The sequence below is a fragment of the Bacteroidota bacterium genome (genome assembly GCA_016213405.1).
Lineage (GTDB): Bacteria > Bacteroidota > Bacteroidia > Palsa-948 > Palsa-948 > Palsa-948.
This window is the reverse complement of sequence record JACRAM010000016.1, coordinates 35832-60427: the sequence shown is the minus strand read 5'-3', so window position 1 is coordinate 60427 and position 24596 is coordinate 35832. Positions and strand designations below refer to the sequence as shown.

18 protein-coding genes are annotated in these 24596 nt (G+C 42.6%); 12 read left to right on the top strand and 6 right to left on the bottom strand.

Annotated elements, in window-relative coordinates; translation table 11 throughout:
• Positions 1-30 precede the first annotated feature (30 nt).
• Complete coding sequence (locus HY841_02275; protein MBI4929561.1) at positions 31-3324, top strand: hypothetical protein; 3294 nt, start codon at positions 31-33, stop codon at positions 3322-3324.
• A gap of 60 nt (positions 3325-3384) precedes the next feature.
• The gene (locus HY841_02270; GenBank protein MBI4929560.1) at positions 3385-4392 is read left to right on the top strand and encodes a hypothetical protein; all 1008 of its coding nucleotides are present in this window, start codon (positions 3385-3387) and stop codon (positions 4390-4392) included.
• On the opposite strand, the gene HY841_02265 is transcribed toward HY841_02270, so the two are convergent.
• A complete protein-coding gene (locus HY841_02265; GenBank protein ID MBI4929559.1) occupies positions 4393-4962 on the bottom strand; it encodes a hypothetical protein in 570 nt (189 codons plus the stop codon).
• 68 nt (positions 4963-5030) lie between these two features.
• On the opposite strand from HY841_02265, the gene HY841_02260 reads away from it, so the two are divergent.
• Positions 5031-5237 carry a hypothetical protein gene (locus HY841_02260; GenBank protein ID MBI4929558.1) on the top strand — a complete coding sequence of 69 codons (207 nt, stop codon included), beginning with the start codon at positions 5031-5033 and terminating at the stop codon, positions 5235-5237.
• Between the two features lie 65 nt (positions 5238-5302).
• Here HY841_02260 and HY841_02255 read toward each other — a convergent pair whose 3' ends face one another.
• Entirely contained in the window at positions 5303-6766 is a 1464-nt protein-coding gene (locus HY841_02255; GenBank protein ID MBI4929557.1) for a DUF5106 domain-containing protein, read from the bottom strand.
• Positions 6767-7223: 457 nt separating this feature from the next.
• On the opposite strand from HY841_02255, the gene HY841_02250 reads away from it, so the two are divergent.
• The 4 genes from HY841_02250 to HY841_02235 all read left to right on the top strand — a co-directional run bounded on the left by HY841_02250 (position 7224) and on the right by HY841_02235 (position 13950).
• Positions 7224-11114, top strand: coding sequence for a gliding motility-associated C-terminal domain-containing protein (locus HY841_02250; GenBank protein ID MBI4929556.1), 3891 nt, complete (start codon positions 7224-7226; stop codon positions 11112-11114).
• Between the two features lie 178 nt (positions 11115-11292).
• The gene (locus tag HY841_02245; GenBank protein MBI4929555.1) at positions 11293-11730 is read left to right on the top strand and encodes a hypothetical protein; all 438 of its coding nucleotides are present in this window, start codon (positions 11293-11295) and stop codon (positions 11728-11730) included.
• A gap of 17 nt (positions 11731-11747) precedes the next feature.
• A complete protein-coding gene (locus HY841_02240; GenBank protein ID MBI4929554.1) occupies positions 11748-12758 on the top strand; it encodes a T9SS type A sorting domain-containing protein in 1011 nt (336 codons plus the stop codon).
• Between the two features lie 205 nt (positions 12759-12963).
• Positions 12964-13950 (top strand): T9SS type A sorting domain-containing protein, encoded by a 987-nt coding sequence (locus tag HY841_02235; GenBank protein ID MBI4929553.1) that lies wholly within the window; start codon positions 12964-12966, stop codon positions 13948-13950.
• A gap of 70 nt (positions 13951-14020) precedes the next feature.
• Here HY841_02235 and HY841_02230 read toward each other — a convergent pair whose 3' ends face one another.
• On the bottom strand, positions 14021-14272 hold the full coding sequence (locus HY841_02230; GenBank protein ID MBI4929552.1) for a helix-turn-helix transcriptional regulator: 252 nt from the start codon (positions 14270-14272) through the stop codon (positions 14021-14023).
• A 172-nt stretch (positions 14273-14444) separates the two neighbouring features.
• Between HY841_02230 and HY841_02225 the strand changes: the two genes are divergently transcribed.
• Both HY841_02225 and HY841_02220 read left to right on the top strand, forming a co-directional pair.
• Positions 14445-14645 (top strand): hypothetical protein, encoded by a 201-nt coding sequence (locus HY841_02225; protein MBI4929551.1) that lies wholly within the window; start codon positions 14445-14447, stop codon positions 14643-14645.
• A gap of 34 nt (positions 14646-14679) precedes the next feature.
• Positions 14680-15402, top strand: a complete 723-nt coding sequence (locus HY841_02220) for a hypothetical protein (protein ID MBI4929550.1) — start codon at positions 14680-14682, stop codon at positions 15400-15402.
• 234 nt (positions 15403-15636) lie between these two features.
• Here the strand turns inward: HY841_02220 and HY841_02215 are convergent, their stop codons facing one another.
• Entirely contained in the window at positions 15637-15825 is a 189-nt protein-coding gene (locus HY841_02215; protein MBI4929549.1) for a hypothetical protein, read from the bottom strand.
• Between the two features lie 86 nt (positions 15826-15911).
• Here HY841_02215 and HY841_02210 point away from each other — a divergent pair, with 86 nt between their 5' ends.
• Positions 15912-17855: a cyclic nucleotide-binding domain-containing protein gene (locus HY841_02210; GenBank protein ID MBI4929548.1), complete on the top strand. Its 1944-nt coding sequence runs from the start codon at positions 15912-15914 to the stop codon at positions 17853-17855.
• 486 nt (positions 17856-18341) lie between these two features.
• Here HY841_02210 and HY841_02205 read toward each other — a convergent pair whose 3' ends face one another.
• On the bottom strand, positions 18342-18521 hold the full coding sequence (locus HY841_02205) for a hypothetical protein (protein MBI4929547.1): 180 nt from the start codon (positions 18519-18521) through the stop codon (positions 18342-18344).
• Positions 18522-18813: 292 nt separating this feature from the next.
• Between HY841_02205 and HY841_02200 the strand changes: the two genes are divergently transcribed.
• Both HY841_02200 and HY841_02195 read left to right on the top strand, forming a co-directional pair.
• A complete protein-coding gene (locus HY841_02200) occupies positions 18814-22101 on the top strand; it encodes a CotH kinase family protein (protein ID MBI4929546.1) in 3288 nt (1095 codons plus the stop codon).
• Positions 22102-22200: 99 nt separating this feature from the next.
• Positions 22201-23223, top strand: a complete 1023-nt coding sequence (locus tag HY841_02195) for a PorP/SprF family type IX secretion system membrane protein (protein MBI4929545.1) — start codon at positions 22201-22203, stop codon at positions 23221-23223.
• A gap of 39 nt (positions 23224-23262) precedes the next feature.
• On the opposite strand, the gene HY841_02190 is transcribed toward HY841_02195, so the two are convergent.
• Positions 23263-24585: a T9SS type A sorting domain-containing protein gene (locus HY841_02190; GenBank protein MBI4929544.1), complete on the bottom strand. Its 1323-nt coding sequence runs from the start codon at positions 24583-24585 to the stop codon at positions 23263-23265.
• Positions 24586-24596: the final 11 nt, after the last annotated feature.

Genomic DNA, 24596 nt, shown 5'->3' with positions numbered 1-24596 from the left:
TAACGACATTTGCAGTTTTACGAATTACGAATGAGACGAATTACGAATAGTTTTTTCTACTTGCTAACTGTTTTTAGCGTGCGTTTGGCATTTCTTTTTTTATTGCCTACTGCCTACTGTTTACTGCCTACGGCTGTTTATTCCCAAACTTGGGTAATGCCTGTTGACGGAAAAGTAATGGTTGGCTCGCAAAGGGCGCTGGGGTCTGTTATCACTCTTTTTAAAAACGGAAAGCAGCAGCAGCAGGTGGTTACCACCTCTAACGGAAAATTCAGTTTTGAACTTGCACCGAATGCTGAATATCTTATTTCAGTTACCAAGCCCGGATACGTTACAAAAAAATTCAAGATAGTCACCGCTAATGTTCCTGCCGACCGCGCTGAAGGTGGCAATTTCAATCCGTTTGAACCCGATGTGACTTTATTTGAAATGCCCACCGCTCCTGAAATTGCCAAAAGAGTGGAAGCGATATTGAGCCAGCCCATTGCCATTTACCAATATATTCCATCTGAGAACAATTTTAATTACGATGAAAAATACACGCAGGCAATTCAGAGCAAACTTTCTGAACTGGCTGATTTGCAAAAGCAGGTAGAAAAAGAAATGGCTGATAAGGCGAAGAATGCCGCTGTGGAAGCGCAGAAACAATTGGAACTTGACAATAAATATAAAGCAGCCATTGCCAAAGCGGACAAAGCTTTCGGAAGCGCAGATTACTCCACCGCAAAAATGGGTTACAACGAAGCGCTTGGAGTCAAACCTGCTGAAGCCTATCCCAAACAGAAACTTGCAGAAATAGATAAGTTGCTTGCCAATGCAAATGCACAGAAAGAAATTGATGCAAAGTATAAAGCAGCCATCACGAAAGGCGATGGAGCATTCACTTCAAAAGATTATGCTTCTGCAAAAACTTCTTATACGGAAGCATCGGGAATAAAACCTTCGGAGCAATATCCTAAAACAAAACTTGCCGAAATAGAGAAACTTCTTGCCGATGCCGACAAGCAGAAAGAAGTTGATGAAAAATATAAAGCCGCCATTGCTAAAGGCGATAATGCCTTCGGAACGAAAGATTATACTACAGCAAAAGCAGGATTCACTGAAGCGTCATACATTAAACCCGCTGAGCAATATCCCAAAACAAAAATTGCAGAGATTGACAAACTTCTTGCCGATGCAAGCAAGCAGAAAGAAATTGATGAAAAGTATAAAGCGGCAATTGCAAAAGGAGACGCTGCCTTCGGAACAAAAGATTATGCTTCTTCAAAAACCGCTTTCACCGAAGCGACCGGAATAAAACCTGCTGAGCAGTATCCGAAAACAAAACTTGCAGAGCTCGATAAATTATTAGGAGACGCAGCCAAACAGAAAGAGATTGACACAAAATATCAGGCAGCCATCACCAAAGGAGATAATGCTTTCAAAGCGAAAGATTATGTTACATCAAAAGCAGGATTTAATGAAGCAATCGGAGTTAAGCCGAATGAACCCTATCCGAAACAAATGCTTGGAGAGATTGATAAACTGCTTGCTGATGCCGCCAATGCCGCGAAACAAATAGAGCTGGATGAGAAATATAAAGCAGCTATAGCAAAAGGCGATGGGGCATTCACTTCAAAAGATTACACCACAGCAAGAGCGGGTTATACCGAAGCGACCGGAATAAAACCTTCGGAACCCTATCCGAAAACAAAACTTGCGGAGATTGATAAATTATTAGGAGATGCAGCAAAGCAGAAGGAAATTGAATCAAAATATCAGGCAGCAATCACAAAAGGCGATAATGCTTTCAACGCAAAAGATTATTCTGCAGCGAAAGCAGGATATACCGAAGCATCGGGAATAAAACCATCTGAGCAATATCCCAAAACAAAACTTGCCGAAATAGAAAAACTTATTGCTGATGCCGCAAGTGCCGCCAAACAAAAAGAGATTGATGATAAATATAAAGCCGCCATTGCGAAGGGAGACGGTGCATTCACTTCAAAAGATTATTCGACTGCAAGAGCGGGATACACAGAGGCAAGCGGAATAAAACCATCTGAACAATACCCGAAAACCAAACTTGCCGAAATAGATAAATTACTTGGAGCGGCAGAAGCAGAAAAACAAAAAGAACAGCAGTACAAAGATGCCATCGCTAAGGCGGATGCTGCTTTCGAAACAAAGAATTATGCTGGCGCAAAAAATTCTTACACGCAGGCGTCAACCATAAAACCTTCTGAACAATATCCAAAAACAAAAATTGCGGAGATAGACAAATTGCTTGCCGACCTTGCCGCGCAGAAATCTGCCGCAGAAAAAGACAAACTGTATAGCGATGCTATCGCAAAGGCAGATAAACTTTTCAATGCGAAGGATTACAGTAATTCTAAATCAGCATACAATGAAGCGCTGGGTGTGAAACCTGCTGAACAATACCCGAAACAAAGAATTGCTGAGATAGATAAAATACTTGCCGACCTTGACGCGCAAAAATCCAATGCGGCAAAGCAAAAAGAAATTGATGATAAATATAAAGCCGCTATTGCTACTGGAGACAACGGATTTAATTCAAAAGACTATACGGCTGCAAAAGCGGGATACACCGAAGCAAGCGGAATCAAGCCTTTGGAACAATACCCTAAAAATAAACTTGCAGAGATTGACAAAATTCTGAAAGACCTTGCATCAAAAAACGCAGCTGACAAAACATTGAATGATAATTATCTGTCTGCTGTCATGCGCGGTGATTTCGCTTTCAAAGAACAGACCTTTGCCAATGCAAAAGCTTCTTACAACGAGGCGCTCACCTATAAACCGGACGAGCAATACCCAAAGGATAAGCTGGCAGAGATTGAAAAAATTGAAAAGGCGAGAGGCGAAGCTCAGGCAAGCAATAATGTGCTGATTAAATACAATCAATGCATTGACAGGGGAGATAAGGCGTTTGGAGTAAAAGATTATTTGCGTGCAAAACCCGCTTACGAAGAGGCGCTCACGTACAAACCCAATGAAAAATATCCGAAGCAGCGCCTCACGCAAATTGAGTCGCTGCTGAAAGCAGCCCTTCTCGCTCAGAATACTAAACCCAAGGATAAAACGCCCGTAATTTCTGAAGAAGAAAAGAAAAAGGTTTATCAATCGGAACTGCGCGCTAAATATCCGAATGGCGTTACAGAAGAAGAATTTTCAGATAACGGAAAAGTAGTCCTTCGCAGAGTGGTTATCAAAGATGATTTTGCCGGAGTGTATACAAAAGTGACACACAACTGGGGAGGAATTTATTGCTTTAAGGACAATACTCCTATCACAGAGATAACCTTTGAAAATGAAACGAAATAAATAGATTTGAGATTTGTGGAATTGGAATTTAACCGCATCTCATAAATAAAATAAATCGCCATGAAAAAAATAATCAGTGTAATCTTTCTCTTGTCAATCTGTGTAATCGGTGTTTCACAAACCAAAGAAACCGAAATCAGGGTGAACCTTCGGGACGGAAGTTCTTTCAGCGGAAAAACCCAGATGGGAAATGTTTCGCTTGTTACGGATTACGGAAAACTTGAAATCCCATTGCAGAATGTTTCCTCGCTTGATTTGGGCATCACGCCCGATAAAGGCAACGAAACAAAAATCATCAATCTCATCAAGCAGATGGGCAACTCGGATGAAGCCATGCGCAAGAGCGCGTATGAAGAACTTACCAAGATGAGTATCGGCTCCATACAAATAATAAGTGATTTTATTTATTCCGAAAAATATGTTCCTGCCGAATACACCGATTATACTCCTGAATCCGCCCTCAATGATTTGAAAGCTTCTTTGAATGTGGATGAAAACATTTCTGACAAGGATGTGATTACGATTGACGGGCAATATACCATGGGCGGCAGATACGATTTCAAAAAGATTGACCTGAAAACAGAATACGGAATGCTTTCTCTTCCGAAAGAAAAAATTCAGCACATTGATGTGCTTTACACACCCACAGGCGATGGCTCTGACCGGAATTTTATTCTTCTTGGTTCAAAACATATCAGTGCCAACAGCGCTGGCGGCTGGCTGAAGACAGGAATCATGATGAAGCAGGGGCAGAAGCTGAACATCTCGGCAACCGGAGAAATTACTTTTGCGAGTTTGTCGAACAACAAATACAAGCCCGATGGTAAAATATCCGGAGCAGCCACCAGTGATGTTGATTATGGCGAAGGAGATTATGGAAGCGGTTCCACCTATCCCACCTACGGAAATGTGGTTTATAAAATTGGCGAGAACGGAACGGTGATGAAAGCAGGAGCCAAGTTCAACGGTTCAGTACAAGGTTCAGGAATGTTGTTCCTTTCTGTTTACGAAACTGTTTATAACGCAAGCAACACAGGCAGCTATTCGGTGAAGGTGAGTGTGAAATAATTAAGCCCGGACAAGTGCCGGAAATTTTGCCTTTGCAAAATAGAGTGAGCCGAACAGAATTCCGCTGAAGAACAAATCACCCATGATGGTATTCAGAAAAAAACTTCCGAAAAGATCATTGCTGTAAAACGGAATGGCAATTAAGTAAGTGCTCAGTAATCCTGCCGCTCCTGATTGCATCGGGGCAGCAACCTGCCACACGCCAAAATTTGTAACAACAAAGAAAAGAACAGAAGAAATGAGCGATGCTAAAATAATAGTGCCTGCTTTAGCGTTGCTGCGGATGTAAATGCCGATAAAGGTGATGAGAACAAAACTTGCGTATACATATATAATGGTATTGTGAAACCCGTATCCGAAAAACAATTCAAGTATGCAGTCGCTGATAAACATGGCAAGAAGAGGTATAATGAAAGCGAGTTTTTTATTGCTGAGACACGCTCCGCCAAACAATGCCATGGCGCCAATGGGAGTGAAATTGAAAGGGTGGGGGAGCACACGGCTGAGCGCTGCAAGAAGTATGGCGATAGTTATGAACAGGAATCTCGGTGTGAATATTTTTGACTTCATATTTTTTTACTTTTGGAATTACAAAAATAATCTTTAATCCTCAATCACGAAATAAAAAAAATAACACCATGATAGCATTAGTAAGAAAAATTTCCGCCATCGCGCTGGTTGCGCTTGTTCTGTTCTTCACCATTGTTTCCATACTTGCCATATGGGACATTATTCAGATTGAACAGATACTTCAGAAATCTCTCAGCACGTTGCTGGTGATTTTTGTTTCATCCGCTATTGCGCTGTTCATCTTCGCTGTGCTGTATAAGGCGGAAGATAAATAGGTTTACGGTTTCCTGTCTGTAGTTTACGGTTGTTGAACTGGAAACAGAAGACCGTAAACTGTAAACTATTGTCGTTTCTTCTCCATCTCCTTCACTTTCTCCAGGTGGTCAATAAAGTCATCGAGTTGGTCCACATCAATGCGCTTTGCCTGGATGCGCTTGTTCTCATCAAGTATATAAATAACAGGAGTGCTGTAAATGTCAAATAATTCACGCAGATAATATTGCTTGTACTTGTCGTGCGTGTTGATCCAGTTCATTTTTTTATCAACAACAAATTTTTTCCATTTGGCTGCATCGTCTTCAATATCCACTGCGAAAACTTCCACGCCTTTTGATTTAAGAGATTTGTCATACACCTCTTTGAGCTTTGGTAAAACTTTCTGGCAGTGGCCGCAATCGGGATCCCAGAAAATAAGCACGGTGTATTTTGCTTTCACTTCATAAAGAGAAATATTTTTATCGGAAGAATCCTGCATGATGATGGGAGGCGATGGTTTGCCGAGCAGAAGCGGCTTAAGTGTCATTCCCCTGTGAACTATTTTCTGTATTTGGATGGAATCCACCCAAAAGGCTTTTTTAGTCACGTAAAATTTTTCCACTTCATGAACAAACACGGCATCCATTCCCATGATGGCAGATGTTTCATAGGTGTAGGTCATATAGTAAACAATGTACTTGAATGTTTCTTTGTTCCCCTTTGTTTTGTCTATGAGAATATCTGATTCCTTAATGATGGAGTCAGGATGCTGAACCACTACTTTATCAAAAAAATATTTCAGCTTGGCGTGAAAAATGGGAGTACGCAGCAGCCGGTCATCCGTGAGAGGAATATTATCCCAGTAATGCTGCTTGTAATAAAAGTAAGGAAAGGTTGAATCTTTTTTTCCGTTGGGAAGCAAGGGAGTTTCCGGTGTGGGCACTTCAGTCTGCGCCTTAAAGATTGCAGTAAGGAAAGATTCAGGATGCATTTTGATAAAATCCTCTTTATATTTTTCTACCTCTCTGTCAATGGCGCTGACTTTATCCTGCAGAATTTTTATAGAATCTTTTTTGGCAGTGGCGGCAGCAAGAGAATCCTCTTTGATTTTGACGATTCTTTTTCTCATCGGCTCAGCTTTGCTTTGCTCGTCAGAAATAAAATGCAGGTATTTGTAGAATGCAATATTGTCCTCCGAACCTTTTATCTTCATGCGTTCAACCATCTTGGATGTGGTGTCGGTTTCTACATAAAAGTTCTGCTCTTTATCAATCAGGATTTCAAAATACTTTTTGCTGGGAAGAACAATGAGATAAATTCCGCCATCCAGTTTTTTATTTCCCTTGAAAACAAAATTGCCGTCCTTGTCAACCCTGGTGGTATCCTTCACATACTGCTTATTGCCGTAATGATTTCCGAAATAACAAACCGTATCGTGCAGCCCTTTGATTTTCCCTTTGATGGTGTAGCTGGCTTGTGAAAAAGAAAATGTGAATGACAAAAAGCTGCAGGCGATATTGAAAAAGGAAATTAGTAATTTAGTTCTCATACGTATTTCGTTAATGGTTTGCAAATTTAATATTTGAATTGTAACAATGGTTTTCCGTACTAATCAAATAGTATAACGTAAGTTGCTAGTTGTTTCAGGGCTAAAGCCCTTTTCTCTCCGTGACTCATTAACCCCATCCTTAAGGATGGGGTTACAGGAATAGCAGGAGATAATGGGCTTTAGCCCCGATATATTTTTCATAGTGCACGAACTAGCAACTTGCGTTAGTATACTAACTTTTTTTATGCAACAGGATGGATTGATTCCTAATTATCAGTCAATAATAGATTTGGCAATATTCATAAGCCTACTTAACCTTGCAATATAGTTGTTTATCTTATTGTTTAAAAAATAACTTTACAACTGCATCATTGAAATATTAATGTATATATTTGTACACCCCGATTAAATTCCTGACGATGAATTTTGTATTTTCCAAATTAACTCATCCCATCTCATGAAACGATTCATACTTTTTCTTTTATTCCTGTTTGCCATTGCCATCAATCCCTCTGTTGCTCAGAAACATTTAAAGACCATGTGTACACCGCCTGTGGTTACCATGTCTGCAAATGTTACTATCTGCGCAGGGCAATCTGCAACTCTTAATGCAACCGGAAGCGGCACCAGCGCTCCCTATACTTACGCATGGACACCTGTTGGAACTTTAAACAATCCCAATCTTTCAAATCCTGTTGCCACTCCTGCCGGAACTCAAACCTATACCTGCCTTGTTACGGATGGCGTTTCTTGTACAGAAACCGGAACGGTTACCGTTACTGTAAACGCGCTCCCCGGTGTTGGCATGACCGGAGCAGGATCAATTTGCATAGGAAACGGTGCAACGCTTAGCGGCACTGGCGGCTCAACCTATTCCTGGAGCACTGGCGCAGTAACCACTTCAATTACGGTATCGCCAACCACCGCTACGAGTTATACGGTTTGGGGAACAAATGCCGCAGGATGTTCCAACACAGCAACCGGAACTGTGAATATAAATTCTCCTCCTAGTATTTCAATAAGCGGAGCGGCATCCTCCATTTGCAACGGCACCAGCGCAACACTTACCGGCACAGGAGGTTCCACCTATTCATGGAGCACAGGCGCGGTAACAAATCCAATTACGGTAAGCCCTCCGTCTTCCACCACTTACACTGTTTGGGGAACCGATGCGGTTGGATGTTCAAACACGGCAACTGCCACTGTAAATGTGAACGCGCTTCCTGCAGTTTCTATCAGCGGAGGAGCTACCTCCATTTGTAATGGAAACAGCGCCACACTTACCGGCTCAGGAGGCACAAGTTATTCCTGGAGCACAGGTGCGGTAACCACTTCAATTACTGTAAGTCCAACTACTTCTACAACCTACACCGTTTGGGGAACGGATGCGAACGGATGTTCTAACACCGCAACTTCAACCGTAGATATATTTTCTGCTGCTGTTGCAGGAATTGGGGGAACCAATCCGATTTGCGTAGGACAAACCACAACGCTCACCGCTTCCGGTGGAACAAGTTTTTCATGGTGGAATAATGGTTCCACTTCGAATCCACTTACTGACAATCCCACATCAACAACAACTTATACGGTAACAGCAACCGATGCAAACGGATGTTCGGATGATGATGTCTTTACGGTTACCGTTAATCCACTTCCAACTGCAAATGCAGGAACGGATGTTTCCATCTGTTCGGGTTTTAATACAACACTCAACGCAACAGGAAACGGAACTTTTCTCTGGTCGCCATCAACAGGGTTAAGCAGCACAACCGATGCAAATCCTACAGCGAACCCCACAGTAACAACTTCTTATACGGTTACAGTAACAAACTCTTGCGGAAGCATAGATGATTCTGTTATGGTGACCATCACCACCACTCCTTCAGTAAATGCTGGAACAGATGCAACAATATGTATGGGCGGAAATACAACACTTATTGCCAGCGGAAGCGGAACTTATGCATGGTCTCCCGGAACAGGATTGAATAATACAAGCATTGCTAATCCAACGGCTAATCCAACGGCTTCAACAAATTATACAGTAACAATTACTACCGGATGCGGAACAGCAGAAGATTCCGTGTGGGTAATTATTGATGCGCCCCTTGCAACGGTGAGCGGAAATTCTCCCGTATGTTCCGGCAGTTCATCCACTCTTTGTGCAACCGGTGGCGGAACGTATGCATGGAGTGCGGGACCCACCACTTCCTGCATCACAGTTTCTCCCACTTCGGCAACCAACTACACCGTTACCATCACCGATTCATTCGGATGCACCGATTCAGATACGCTGACCATAAATGTAAATGCATTGCCCACTGCGGCTATTGCCGGAAACTCAACTATTTGTTTTGGGCTGAATGACACGCTGGTGGCAACCGGTGGAACGGGATATGTATGGAACACAGGCGCGACAACCGATACACTCATTGTGAATCTTACTTCTGCCACAGGTTATACGGTAACTGTTACAGACGGGAACGGATGTTCCGACACCGCTGCTATTTCTGTGACGGTAAATCCCTTGCCTACTGCAAACGCGGGAACGGATGCTACTATCTGCAACGGAAGCAATACAACTCTCACAGGAGCCGGCACCGGAACTTATCTTTGGAATCCGGGCGGACAAATAACTATTTCAATTGTGGTTAATCCAACCACCACCACCACCTATACATTTTCTGTAACAAATTCCTGCGGAACAGCAGAGGATTCTGTTGTGGTAAATGTGAATGCATTGCCCGCTGCTGCTATCAGCGGAAACACCACTATCTGCAACGGAAGCAGCACAACGCTTACCGCATCGGGCGGTGGAACGTATGTTTGGAATCCGACAGCGCAGACCACCACTTCAATTACTGTTTCACCAACAACCAATACCGGATATACTGTTACTGTAACGGGCGCCAACGGCTGCACCGACACAGCGAGCGCTACTGTGAATGTTGGCTCGGTTACCGCTTCTATTACGGGAACAAATTCTACTATCTGTTCAGGGCAACCCACAACGCTTACCGCATCAGGCGGAGGAACGTATGTGTGGAATCCCGGAGGGCAGACATCAACTTCAATATCGGTATTTCCAACAACAAACACTGATTATACAGTTACCGCTACCAATGCGCTGGGCTGTACTGGCACTGCCACATTCTCTGTTACTGTAACTGCTCAGCCCACAGCAAGCATTACGGTAACCGGTTCAACAACGGTTTGCGCAGGAAGTTCTACTACTCTCACCGGCAGCGGTGGAGCTGCTTATTCATGGACACCTGGCGGACAAACAACTCCTGTGATTGTTGTGAATCCTGTTTCTCCCACCACCTATTCAGTAATTGTTTCCAATGGCGGATGTGCCGATACAACCAGCATTTCAATTGGAGTCAATCCTCTTCCCACCGCTTCGGTTACTGCAACTTCCGCCATCATTTGCGTGGGTGGATGCGATTCGCTGTTTGCTTTTGGCGGCAACACGTATGTGTGGTCAAGCGGGCAGTCCACTTCTTCTATTAATGTGTGTCCTACAGCAGACACAACTTATGCTGTAACTGTTACGGATGCGAATGGCTGCACTGCCAGTGCCAGCGCTTTGATAAATGTGATTCCTCCTGTGAATGTTTCTGTGAACGGGATAACAAGCATTTGTGCCGGAGTCTCAATAACTCTTACAGCATCAGGTGGTGGGGCTTATTCATGGTGGAATAATGGTGCAACTTCTGCAACCATTACAGATTCTCCGACTACAAGCACAACTTACACTGTGATTGGATCAAATGCCTGCAGTTCTGATACAGCCACCATCAATGTGAATGTTTCCCCTGTGCCAACTGCTTTGGCAACCGCTAATCCTTACACAATACTCATTGGAGCGCAAACTACACTTACAGGAACTACCAGCACCGGAACCTACAACTGGAACCCTACCACCGGTTTGAACTGCGGAACTTGTCCTAATCCTGTTGCTAATCCAACCGCTACAACTACTTATATTCTCACTACAACTGATGCCAACGGATGTACAGCCACTGACACAGTGATTGTTAATGTGCGGATTGAGTGCGAAGATATTTTCATACCCAGCGCATTTTCTCCGAATGCTGACGGTAAAAATGATTTTGTAACCATCAGAACGCCCTGCATAAAATCGCTTGACTTCACCATTTATAACCGATGGGGGCAGGTGGTGTATCATACCGATGATGTTAGCATCGTTAATAAATCAAATGACGGATGGGATGGCTACTTTAAAGGAAAACTATGCGACCCGGCTGTGTTCTTCTATATCCTGAATGTTAATCTGATTACGGAGGACTTTATTAATAAGAACGGCAACGTTTCGCTGGTCCGTTAAGACTCTCCGAAGGAGTCCTTAGTGACCTTCGGAGTGAGATAAAGTAATAATCTTTTTGCAAAAGAAACCCCCCTGACGATACTGTCAGGTTTTTTTTTTGTTTTCAGTAAATTGATTTGCGCAAGTAAAGTAATTTGCGTTACTTTGTTGTATCCTTTGCTCAACCGCTCTTTTATGAATGAATAACTTTACTAAAATATTTCCTTCCTTCTTTTTGTTTACTGTCTATTGTCTATTGCCTACTTCTTTTTGCTTTTCCCAAAACCCCGACATAAAGCGCACTTACCACTGGTATTTTGGAAATCAAGCAGGATTAGATTTTAGCAGTGGGTCAGCAGTGCCGGACGTAAATGGCGTATATAACAATTTTGAAGGATGTGCTACATTTTCTGATACTGCTGGCAACTTATTGTTTTATACAGATGGAGAAACGGTTTATAATAAGAATCATCAGGCAATGCAAAACGGGACAAACATTGGCGGTTGTTGGAGTGCTACACAAGGTGCATTAATTGCGCCTGAACCTAATAATGATTCCATTTTTTTTGTATTTACTACAGGTTGTGCAACCGCCTTAGCAACGGGCTTACGATACTCTGTTATTAATATGAAGTAAACAGCGGTCTTGGCACAGTGGTGCAAAAAAATATTTTGCTTCACACACCTGTTGCCGAAAAAGTTGCCGGAGTATATCATACTAACGGAAAAGATGTATGGGTAATGACTCATGAATGGAACAGTAATAATTTTTTTGCATATCTCGTTACAAATAGTGGTGTGGATACTGTGCCGATAATTTCAAGTATTGGCTCTGTTCATTCTGGAATTACAAGTGATGGCAATTCAGTGGGGTATCTAAAATTTTCGCCAAATGGTAAAAAAATAGTTTCTCTTCAATCAGAAAGTTCAGTAGTTGAATTATTCGACTTTAATGACTCTACGGGTGTTGTAAGTAATGGAATGACTCTGCCTGTTGCTTACTCATACGCCTATGGCGCTTCCTTCTCTCCGAATAATTCAAGATTATATATTTCATACTTTGGTACTGGTGGCGGAAGCCCTCAGCCGGGTAAATTATTTCAATACGATTTATTAGCAGGTACGCCACAAGACATCATTAATTCGCAAACCTTGATTTACGCTTCCTCTGGATATTGGTATTGTGGATTACAGAATGGAGCAGACAGGAAAATATATTTATCAAGAATTAACCTTACATTTAACGATGGAACTACATTGGGTGCAATAAATTATCCAAACAAGTTGTACGCATCTTGTAGTTTTTTAGAAAACGACTTATATTTATCAGGAAAATATTGCCGTTATGGTCTCCCCAATTTTATAGAAAGTTATTTTAATTGCGATACATGCGCAGTTGAATTGAATGGCATCCAAGAGATTGGAAATTATTCTATAAAAATATTTCCAAACCCTGTTAGTAGTATACTTTATATTCAATCTCCAACTGATTTATTAAAATCAATAGAATTATATAATCTATTTGGAATAAAAATTTATGATAATCTTTATTCTTCAACAAAAAACATCGGAATAGATATAAGCCCATTTACTAAAGGCATTTATTTTATCAAGATAATATCTGTAAGAGAAACACTCATAAAAAAAATAATAGTAACCAATTAATATTCCATTAATATGAAAACTAAATTACACTTCCCCCGTACGCGCTAAGTTGTATTTTGTAGTTGGGTAGGCGCGAAGGTTTTTCCCTTCGTGCCGTAGTAGCTGGTAAGCTCTGCTTACAAACAAAACAAATTAATCCCTTGCACATATCAAAACTTTTACTGTTCTTTACAAAGCAATTGCTCAATCTCTCTTTTATGCATAAATGAAAAAACTCCTTTACATATTCCTTTTCTTTTCTTATTCTTTGTTTGGACAAAACCTTGTGCCTAACCCATCCTTTGAGCAGTTTGATACTTGCCCGAATAATATTGCACAACTTAACCATGCAATTCCATGGTTTAATCCAAGTGATAACCAAAACATAAGCGGAAGTTCTGATTATTTTAATTCTTGCTATAATAATTATCCAAATTTTTATAACGCTGATGTGCCAAGTAATTTTATAGGGAACCAAAATGCAAAAACAGGTGTCGCTTATGCTGGTTTTTATGTTTATGGTTCGTATTTTCCAAATGCAAAAGAATACATAGAAGTAAAACTTAATAATTCTTTGCAAGCAAATAAAAAATATTGTATTGAGTTTTATGTTTCCTTAGCTGACAGTGCAAATTTTGCTACTGATGATGTAGGAGTATATTTTTCAATTGATACTGTAAAACAAGATACAATACCATTTACAGTAATAAATAACATTCCACAAATTGTTAATCCAATAGGTAATTTCTTAAGTGATAAAATAAATTGGACTTTAATTTCTGGAGAATATACTGCTTTAGGGGATGAAAAATTTATTACCATTGGAAGTTTCAAAGACGATTCTCTAGTAAATAGAGTTTTTGTGGGCGGAGGCGACACTTCACTTTATGGTGGTACATATAATTCATCATACTATTATATTGATAATGTATTGATAACGCCATGTGATAGCATCGGTGGTATAAGTGATTTTAAGATAGAGGATAATATAAAAGTTTTCCCTAATCCCACCAGCGGGCTGTTTAATGTGCAGATGAGCGGATTAGAAAGTGTGCAGATGAAAATCTATAATGTGTATGGCGAATGTATTTATCAGCAAATCTGCACATCCGCACATCAGCAAATTGATTTGAGCGAGGCGAACAGCGGAATTTATTTCCTGCAACTCAAAACCGATAACGGCACAGCAGTGAAGAAGATTATTAAGGAGTAAATTCCTTTCACCAAAAGAAAAGGCGTTCCGACCTGTCCCGTATTCATCGGGATAAAACGGAGCGCCTTTGTTATTTTTCCTCTTTCAGGTTAAGGAGCGGGTCAAATTTTATCCATTCTGATTTTACGGCAAGCGAGCAGAGCTGCGCCATATTGTGTGTGCGGGTTTTGTTCATCATGTTTTGGCGGTGTGTGCGAATAGTGGTGTAATCAATAAAAAGCTGGTCGGCAATTTGCTTGCTTTTATACCCATGTGCAATCAGGAAGAGCACTTCCAGTTCGCGTTTCGAGAGCGGACAATCTATTTTTTCTGTCTGTGCCATTTTAAGAAATAAAGAACATTCATGTATACGGAATAATCGTTGTGAGGTTATCCGTATCAGTAAAATACTTCAATTGAAGTATTGCCGCTCTCACCTAAGCAATCTACATTTACATAAGAGATTTTGCACACACTCAAATGAAACGGAACAGGTTGTGTTGATAGAAAAAGGCATGAGCGCCAATAAAAAAGGCACGGGCGCGCGAGAAAAAGGCACGGGCGCGAAGAAAAAAGGCATGAGCGCGAAGAAAAAAGGCATGAGCGCGAAGAAAAAAGGCACGGGCGCGAAGAAAAAAGGCACGGGCGCGCGAGAAAAAGGCATGAGCGCGAAGAAAAAAGGCATGAGCGCGAAAAATAAAAACAGCAGTAAATAATAAATCAACAATAACCAATTAAAAATTAAAAACTATGCCAGGAGGACCCTATCCAACCACCCGCGCCAAGTTCAATGATTACATTCAACTTGTTTGCCCGTATCTGAACGCCAACGCAGCGCGCCTTCAGATTTCAGGCGCCAACTTAACAGCCGTTAATACCCTGAAACCCCTGTGGGATGCGCTATGGGCAAAATACATTGACCCTGACAAAAAAACAAAAACCGTTGTTAAAAATACTGACACGATGATCAAGCAATGGAAAACATTGCTCAGCAGTATCTATAAAGATATTCCGCAAAGTGTGCTCACCGAGCAAGACCGCGTGGTGCTTGGCTTAAAACTGCGCGACCCGCATCCTACGCGTGTGGCAGTTCCCGAAGGCGCGCCAACCATCAGCATTGACAAAATGATGCACCTCAAACACATTCTGAAAATCACCGACCCCGCTAATCCGCACACGCAGGCAAAACCAAAAGGAGTAAGAGAAACTGAAATACAAATAGCTGTAAGCGATGAAGGCGTGCCTAAAACGGTGCCTGTTCCGGTGCCCGTGCCTGCTGAACAAACTCCTGCGCCTGCCCCTTTTCCGCAAGAGAGCGACTGGCACACGCTGGTTCATACCGGAAAATTTTTATACACCGCGCATTTTACCGATGCTCAGTTGAAAGCCACCGCTTATTACCGCGCACGCTACCTGAATACCCGCGGAGAAACAGGCGACTGGGGCAATACGGTTAACGGTGTGGTGAGTTAATAACTGATGTTACGCAAATACATTTTTTCCCGAAGGGATGGAAACCCAACCGCAGAGTTCGCTGAGGTTTTACGCAGAGAACCGCTGAGAATACAAGATTGCATTTTTTCTGCGGCTCTCCGCGTGTTGTTTTCTCTGTGTTCTCTGCGGTTAACCCCGTTGGATATGATTGTTGTAGACCTAAACTTGTAACGAACAGATTATCCTACGGGATTAATTGCTTTTCTGCGTAACTCACGTTAATATTCTGACCTGAGGCATACTTTCGTCAATAAAAAAACCTTTTCCACTGAATGCAGAAGTTCCAAATTCCAAATTCCAAGTCCCAAGAAATACAACATTGGCTGTTCCTTGGAATTTGGTGCTTGGTACTTGGGATTTCTTTTTCCCCCAAGCACTATTATTTTTATTTTCGTAGTTCACACTGAAGCAGTTAACCGTTAATCGTTATTTGTTATTCGTAACAGCCGATTACCGATTACCGATTACCGATTACCGATTACCGATTCATGCATTATTCAGAAGCAGAAAAATTCATTATAGGTAAGTTCCAGAAGGAATTGCCTGCCAACCTGCATTATCATGGTTTGCACCACACCCTTGATGTGCGCGATGCCGTTGAGCGCATAGCAAGAATGGAAAATATGGGCGAAGAGGAGATTGTCATTCTGAAAACAACCGCCATGTATCACGATGCCGGATTCATTTATCAGTATTACGACAATGAACACCTGGGCGTAAAGCTCGCCTGTGACACGCTGACCTCTTTCGGGTATTCGGGTGTGCAGATAACGAATGTATCCAAACTCATTCTTTCCACTTCGCTTCCCTACAATCCGAAAAACCAGCTGGAGAGAATCATTTGCGATGCCGACCTTGATTATCTCGGCAGGGAAGATTTTTACAGCATCTCCTACACGCTTCGCAGGGAATGGGCGGAATACGGCAAAGCCAAAACACTGCTTCAGTGGTACGAAGAGCAACTGGCATTCATGAAAAAGCAGAAGTATTTCACCCGGTCGGCAAACCAACTGCGGGAAGCGAGAAAACAGCAGTACATAGCCGAAATGAAAGAAATGCTCGGCAAGAGGAAACATAAAACAATTATGGAAGAGAGCATGACAGCGCTTCCTGCTGACGAAAAAATCCTCACACTTAAAGCTCTTTCCATTTTCAGCGGCACCTCTGACGAAATTCTTTCCGGCATTGCTTCCATGACAAAAACGCTGGTGGTGAAATCGGGGCAGATCATTATTCAAAAGGGCGACATCGGCAAAAGCATGTACATCATACACAGCGGGCGCGTGAAAGTGCACGATGACATTTACACCATTGCCGAACTGGGCGAAGGCAATTTTTTCGGAGAAGTATCATTGCTCGATACCGAGCCCCGCTCTGCTTCCATCACCGCCATTGCCGACACCACGCTGTTTGTTCTTGAGCAGGAAGATTTTTATAAGATACTTCAGAAGCACAAAGATGTGGCGCAGGGCATTATGAAAATTCTCATAGGAAGATTCAGAAAGCAGAACGCCACCATCTTTAACGATCTGAAGGAAAAAGAAAAAAAACTGCAGGCGCTGGTTGACCAGCGCACGCAGGAATTGCAGAGCGCAAACAAAGAGATTGAAAAAGCGTTTCACCAGATAGAAGAAAAAAATCAGAAGCTGGAAGTGGCTTACAAAGACATACGCGACAGCATCAGCTACGCCAAGCGCATTCAGCAGGCAATCCTGCCCAACATCAGCGATGTGTACAGGGCGCTCACGCAGTCGTTCGTATATTACAAGCCCAAGGATATTGTGAGCGGTGATTTTTATTTCTTCGCTGAAAAAAATAATAAAATAATGCTCGGGGTTGCCGACTGCACCGGTCACGGAGTGCCGGGCGCGTTCATGAGCATGATTGGTCATGACATGCTGAACCAAATCATCATTGAAAAAGGAATCACTTCTCCCTCCGAAGTGCTCAACCATCTTGAAGCGGGAATACGGGGCGCGCTCAAGCAGGATATGGAAAGTTCAGAGAACAAAGACGGCATGGATATCGCCCTCTGTTCGCTCGGTATTCAAAGCGCGGAATGCGAGCTTCAGTTTGCTGGAGCTTTCCGTAATTTATACCTTGTGCGCAAAGGCGCCAGCGAAGTGGAAGAGGTGAGGGCGGATAAAAACTCCATAGGCGGAATGCTGACGGGCGATACAAAAAGATTCAGCAACCACCAGATATTTCTGAACAAAGGCGATGCGTTTTATATTTTCTCTGATGGCTACTGCGACCAGTTTGGCGGACCGGGCGGAAAAAAATTCATGAGCCGGCAGTTTCAGAAACTCTTCCTCAGCATACGCCACCTCTCCATGAAAGAGCAGGAAGAAGTGATTGACAAAACCTTCCGCGACTGGAAAGGCGACCTGGAGCAGATTGATGACGTGCTGGTGATAGGTGTGAGGATATAGCGAAAAAGTAATGTGCCTTTAATATGTTATAAGAAATCCCGCTGCGGCTTCCAGCGGGATTGATGACGTGCTGGTGATAGGTGTGAGGATATAACTAACCCCATGCTTTAGCATGGGGAAATAGCAAGCAATAATTAAAGGGCTTTAGCCCTGAAAAAAGAAAATCAATGTCTTATGGGAACCTCTAAAAACTCATGAACCCCGTAGGATACTTGCCCCGTTGGTTGTCCGACCTACGGGGTGAATCCAACGGGGTGAACAATAGAATAATTGAACATTTGAATTACGAAATCAGAAGTAAACTTCGAATGTTCGCTGTTCAAATGTTCAAATGTTCATCATTCAAAATAGATTTTAGAGATGCCCTTATGTAAGAGTTTGAGTGCATTGCGGCTAAAGCCCTACTTGTTTTGATATGCTGTGCTCCGCACTAAAGTGCGGAGTTAAAAAAGGCAGACCCCAATAAAAAAAAAGAAGAAATAATTTCTACTTCACCGAATACTTCTTGCGGATGAGGGAGTTTATCTCGTAAAAATCTTTTTCAAGAATGAGTTCCTGCAGCATTTTCATTTCATCATTGTTGAGCGAGTCGTCAGCAGGTTTTTTCTTTGGAAGAACAAACGGGCTCAACTCGTAATTGTCGGAAAGGAAAGAGAAGAAAGACATAACTCTGTGTTTTTGTATTGAATCTGATTGCTTTCTATCTGTCATAAAACCAGATTTGGGAGTTAGACGATGGAAAGTTGTTAAAGGTTACAATTTACCCTGCTTTGATATGAACACCCCCTCATTAAAAAATGTTCCTTTACCTATTGACAGAGCAATATATATTATCTACCTTCGTCCTCGCCAAAGGAAAAGGTAAAGGGTATAAGGAAATAGAGGTATAAGGGAAATACCATAAAATGCCTTATACCTTACTTATACCTAAAAAACTTTCCTGATAAAGCAACCTTTTTTGAAAAGTCACGTCTTCTCATATAACATCTGCACCATCACCATGAGTATTCTCCGCTCAAAAATTTATAGTGTATTAATTGTTTTTCTTTCCCTCTGCCCTCTGCCCTCTTACATCTGCCATGCCCAAGTGGTCATCAACGAGTATTCCTGTTCCAATATAAATTCCTTTGCCGATAACTTTGGCGGCTATGAAGATTGGATTGAACTTTACAATACAACCGGCTCGGCTGTTAGTCTCACCGGCTGGCATCTCAGCGATAAGAAAACCAATCCAACTAAATGGACATTCGGAACGGTGAGCATTTCTGCGAACGGATTTGTGAGAGTATGGGCATCGGGAAGAAATTTTAATTCCGGTTTCATGCACACCAATTTCAAACTCACCCAGTGCAAGCCCGAAGCAATTGTGCTGGCAGACGCTGCCGGAACCATCATTGATTCTCTCACGCTGAAACCTGCGCATGCAGGGCATTCAAGAGGAAGAACAACCAATGGAGCAGCCGCATGGAGCGTGTTTCTGACTCCAACTCCGGGCGCATCCAATACAAACCCTTATCAGGAATATGCAACCAGACCAACCATGAGCGTGGCGGCAGGATTTTATGCCGCAACGCAAAATGTTACCATTAGTTCTCCCGACCCGAACATCACTATTCGCTATACGACCAATGGAACAACTCCGATTGCTACATCAACAATTTATTCGTCACCCGTAGCAATTTCTACAACAAAAGTTTTGCGTGCAAAAGCATTTTCTTCAACGGCAACCATTCCCGCGAGCTTTGTAGAAAGCAATACTTACTTTATCAATTCCGCTCATACGATTGAAGTGATTTCAATTTTTGGAGATCAGATTGCTACTTTGCTTGGCGGCAACCAGATTACTCCCACAGTTGGCTTGGAATATTTCGATGCAAGCGGAACTTTCAAAACAGAATCTTTTGGAGAATCCAACAAACACGGAAATGATTCGTGGTCATATCCGCAGAGGGGCATTGATTTTATTTCAAGGGATGAGTATGGTTATAATTATGCGCTTCAGCATCAGATTTTTAATTCAAAACCCCGCACAGAATTTCAGCGTATCATACTCAAGGCATCCGCAGGAGACAATTATCCTTTTGAAACAACCGGCAATCCCTATGCATGGGGACCCGCTTCTCAATTAGGCAGCTGCCACATCCGCGACCAATATGTTCACACGCTTTCTCAAAAAGCAAAACTCCACATGGACGAGCGCACCTGGGCACCCAGCGTTTTGTATGTGAACGGAAACTACTGGGGAGTATATGACACGAGGGAAAAAGTGGACGATGCTGACTTTTTGGATTACTATCACAATTCTGATTCATGGTATTCTACTACTCCTGATCAGGATTCATTGCAGTTTCTGAAAACATGGGGCGGAACCTGGTCTGAATATGGTGGAGCAACTGCACAAAACGAATGGAATGCCCTTGCGAATTTCATCACAACCAACAACATGGCTATTCCGGCAAACTATAATTATGTGGATAGTGTATACAGCGTGAAAAGTTTGTCTGATTATGTTATCCTGAATTCGCTTTGCGTAACATCTGATTGGCTGAACTGGAACACGGAGTGGTGGAGGGGAAAACATGTTAATGCAAGTAAAAAGAAATGGCGCTATGGACTTTGGGATGAAGATGCAACTTTTGATCACTATATTGACTACACAGGTGTTGGAAACACAACCCCAACTGCTGATCCCTGTGCTCCGCAAAATCTTGGAGATCCCGGTGGACAAGGACATGTTCCGATTCTGAACGCGCTTTTGCAAAATCCAACTTTCAAGCAATATTATGTGATGCGGTATTTTGATTTACTGAATACAGGTTTGAGTTGCACACGAATGATTACTATTCTCGACAGCATGGTAAATGTGATTAACCCCGAAATGCCCGCGCAAATAACAAGGTGGAATGGATCAGGCGGAAGTTATTCCCAGTGGCAGCAGAACGTTCAGGACTTACGGAATTTTATTCTCACCCGATGCACTACTGTGGTAAATAATTTTGCTCCTTGCAACGGAACAACAGGACCCTACCCGATAAAACTAAATGTGGTTCCTGCCGGAGCCGGAACGGTTGATGTCAATTCAATCAATGTTTCATCATTCGTTTGGTCAGCAACTTATCCTGGCGGAGTGAATATGAATTTTGTAGCCCGCCCTAATTCTCCTTATTGTTTTGACCATTGGGAATTTCAAAATCATACACCAACGCCAAGCATTAATGATACTGCCGTCAGCGTTAACTTAACAATGACCGACAGCATCATCGCGTATTTCACATCAGGAACTTCTGCTCCCGTTGTTACCGCAACGGATTCTACCATTTGCCCCGGAGATTCAACCGTTCTTTCTGTGAGCAGCGGCACAAGTTTTACATGGAGCCCTGCCACCGGATTAAGCTGCACCACTTGTGCGAACCCTGTAGCAACACCAACCATCGCCACCACGTATACCGTTGTTGTTGCCGGCTCATGCGCTGTTGGAACCTCCAGCATCACTATCAATATGACTACGCCAGGAGCGCCAACGGTGACGGCTTCCGTTCCTACAGTTTGCGTTGGCAGTTCTACCACATTGAATGTAAATGGAGGAACTAATTTTATGTGGAGCCCGCCTGCGGGTTTAAGCTGCACCACCTGCGCAAGTCCTGTTGCCTCCCCAACCGCAACCACCACTTATTCTGTAAATGCATCGGGCGGAAACTGCATCAACGGCACGGGCGCTGTAACGGTTAGCGTAACTCAGCCGCCAACTCCGAGCGTAAGCGCGAATACTACCATTTGTTCAACTGAAACCGCACAGCTTTCGGCATCGGGCGGAACAGGATACACCTGGTCGCCAGCGATAGGACTTAGCTGCGCTACCTGTTCAAATCCCATAGCAACTCCCACGGCAACCACTTCGTATACGCTGGTTGTTTCAAATGCGCCCAACTGTTTTGGTGTTGATTCTGTAACGGTATTTTTGTCGGGCGATTGTCCCGATGTGTATGTGCCTACCGGGTTTTCTCCCAACGGAGATAACAATAACGACATGCTCTTTATTTTCGGAGCCGATGTCAAGGACTTGCATTTTGTGGTGTACAACCGATGGGGGCAAATTGTTTTTGAAACCAAAGACCAAACAATCGGATGGGATGGAACGCAAAACGGAAAACCCGTTCAGTCAGGCGTGTATGCCTATAAGTTTACAGCTTCCGACAGCAAAGGAAAAATTACCAGCAAGTCAGGCAACTTAACTGTTATTAGGTAAAATGGTTGATTGAGTTAATTTGTTAAATAGTTAAATATGGCTGTTACTCAATTAACTTAGTTAACCCAATCAACTTAATTAACTTATTCGACAAGGATAGTGCAAAAACTTTTTTCAATCATATTACTCTTCACCTTCTTCGAAGCAAAAACGCAGGATATTCACTTCGCGCAGCTTTCTGAAACTCCTCTTTTAATTGATCCCGCGCTCACAGGGTTGTACGATGGTTACTACCGCGGAATTATTAATTACCGCAACCAGTGGCCCGCTATGGGAAAACCCTACAGCACTTTCATGGGTTCGTTTGACGCGCCAATAGAGATGAAAAAAAAGAATGGCGGATACATTGGAGCGGGCGCTTATCTGTTTTCTGACAAAGCAGGCGATTCTCAGTTCGGCACCACGCAGGGAAACCTTTCCGTGTCGGCAATTCTGCCAATGAATAAAACAAGCAAGTTCTCTTTAGGAATGCAGTTTGGTTTTGTTCAGCGCAGCTTGAATGTTTCAAGCATTCAATGGCCCAACCAGTATAACGGGCACAATTACGACCCAAGCATGTCCTCCAATGAATTATATAAGCGCAACTTTTCCTATTTCGATATGGGAACAGGCGCTAACTATGAATATTCTAATCAAAACGGAACGCTGGCTGGAAAAGACATTGTGCGGTTTGATCTGGGCGCGGCTTTTTTTCATGCCACCATGCCGCTTCAAAGGTTTCACAGCGGTGATAAAGAAAACCTTTACGGAAAATTAATCGCTCATGCATCTTTCCGCTATGATTTTCCCGGAACCAAAGTGGGCGTTGTTCCTTCCGCCATTTTTATGATGCAGGGTCCCGCTACTGAATTAAACATAGGAACGCTTCTCAGGTATAAAATAAACCAGGGAACAAAAGTAACCGCCTTTTACACCGAATCGGCTTTCTCTGCCGGTGTGTATTACCGCCTGAAAGACGCCATCAGCCCGCAGGTGTATTTTGAATTTTCTGATTACGGCATCGGGCTCTCGTATGACTTTAATGTTTCTTCTTACGGTGAAGTAAAAAAATCTGCAAGCGGCTTGGAAATTTCTATCAAGTACGCCAACATGAAAGGCGCGGTGAGGAAGGGGATGAAGTGATTTTTTCTAGGACTGAAAATCTGATTGCATCAAATAAAATTACTGTTTCAAAACAAAAACCTTTGTAGTGCTTTTTCCTTTTTCAGAAGAAACCTCACAATTGTAAATTCCGTTTGGCGTGAAGCCAATATTTATTGCATTTGCTCCGGTGACTACATCGGCATTCGCAACATTTTTTCCAAGCATGTCATAAAGCATAAAAGAAAACTTGCTGTACATTTCGCTTTCAATGTTTAGCTGAATGGCATTTGAGTAAGAATTATAAGAAGCATTCACCGTAAACCCTTTCTCAGCCGTTGTTTCGTTCACCCCGGCAAGAGATGAAAATTTCCACACGTAATTGGTGTCATTGGCAAAAGAGAAGGGACCTGCATAAAGAGCGTTATTGTAGATTTCAAGAGCGTTCACAGAATTGGTGATGCCGTTTCCGAGGGCAAACCAGGAACTGCCGTTCCATGCCGCAACATTTTTTGCGCTGATGCTTCCGGCAGTTGTAAAGTCACCACCCACATAGAGGTAGTTATTGTACGATATCACAGCGCGTATTCCGTTGAATCCTCCTGAAAGACCACCGCCAACATCTGACCATATGGTGCCGTTCCACTTTGCAATATCTTTTACTGTTGTTGAACCTGCCAGTGTGAATGAGCCAATTACATATAAATCAGTTCCCATGACTGCCATTCCTGAAACTGTTCCGTTAACACCTGTGCCGACTTGCTGCCAGGAAGTTCCGTTCCACTTAGCAATATGATTGACAGCTGTAGTACCTGAATTTGTGAAACCGCCACCTGCATACAGCGCCCCATTATAAACTGCAAGCGCCATTACGGTTGCATCAAACCCGCTGCCAACAGTTGAGTATCCGCTGCCGCTGTTGCTGGCAACATGATTATAATTAACAGAATTATAAGTAGTGAAATAACCGCCCATGTAAAGTTTTCCTCCGAAAGAAGCCATGGCATACACATTTGAATTTAGCTGATAGGCACCCGTTGGATCATCCCATGAAGTTCCATCCCATACAGCAACTTCTTTTGGACCAAAGGAGCCGATGTTAAACGCTCCTCCGACATAAAGTGTGGAATTATGTATCTCAAAGCAATTGAAATCAAGACCGCCAAGATTTGCATCATAATAGGGAGTAAGCGTGCTTCCATCCCATTGTGCGTTAAAGTTGCAGTTCCATGTATTAGTGCCTACTCCTGTGAAATTTCCTCCAACGAAAAGTTTTCCATTGAAGGACTTTAAACATTCGATAGAACTGTTCACCCAGGTTCCTGCCGGTGTCCATGTTTGTGCATTAATGGAAGTGATAGTCAATGCAGAGATGCAAAATGAAAGGAGTAAATTTTTTTTCATTTGATTTTAAT

Bases quoted from the DNA above. Each gene is read 5' to 3' on its own strand.
- HY841_02275 (MBI4929561.1), top strand. From the start codon at position 31: ATGAGACGAATTACGAATAGTTTTTTCTACTTGCTAACTGTTTTTAGC.
- HY841_02270 (MBI4929560.1), top strand. From the start codon at position 3,385: ATGAAAAAAATAATCAGTGTAATCTTTCTCTTGTCAATCTGTGTAATC.
- HY841_02265 (MBI4929559.1), bottom strand. From the start codon at position 4,962: ATGAAGTCAAAAATATTCACACCGAGATTCCTGTTCATAACTATCGCC.
- HY841_02260 (MBI4929558.1), top strand. From the start codon at position 5,031: ATGATAGCATTAGTAAGAAAAATTTCCGCCATCGCGCTGGTTGCGCTT.
- HY841_02255 (MBI4929557.1), bottom strand. From the start codon at position 6,766: ATGAGAACTAAATTACTAATTTCCTTTTTCAATATCGCCTGCAGCTTT.
- HY841_02250 (MBI4929556.1), top strand. From the start codon at position 7,224: ATGAAACGATTCATACTTTTTCTTTTATTCCTGTTTGCCATTGCCATC.
- HY841_02245 (MBI4929555.1), top strand. From the start codon at position 11,293: ATGAATAACTTTACTAAAATATTTCCTTCCTTCTTTTTGTTTACTGTC.
- HY841_02235 (MBI4929553.1), top strand. From the start codon at position 12,964: ATGAAAAAACTCCTTTACATATTCCTTTTCTTTTCTTATTCTTTGTTT.
- HY841_02230 (MBI4929552.1), bottom strand. From the start codon at position 14,272: ATGGCACAGACAGAAAAAATAGATTGTCCGCTCTCGAAACGCGAACTG.
- HY841_02225 (MBI4929551.1), top strand. From the start codon at position 14,445: ATGAGCGCCAATAAAAAAGGCACGGGCGCGCGAGAAAAAGGCACGGGC.
- HY841_02220 (MBI4929550.1), top strand. From the start codon at position 14,680: ATGCCAGGAGGACCCTATCCAACCACCCGCGCCAAGTTCAATGATTAC.
- HY841_02210 (MBI4929548.1), top strand. From the start codon at position 15,912: ATGCATTATTCAGAAGCAGAAAAATTCATTATAGGTAAGTTCCAGAAG.
- HY841_02205 (MBI4929547.1), bottom strand. From the start codon at position 18,521: ATGTCTTTCTTCTCTTTCCTTTCCGACAATTACGAGTTGAGCCCGTTT.
- HY841_02190 (MBI4929544.1), bottom strand. From the start codon at position 24,585: ATGAAAAAAAATTTACTCCTTTCATTTTGCATCTCTGCATTGACTATC.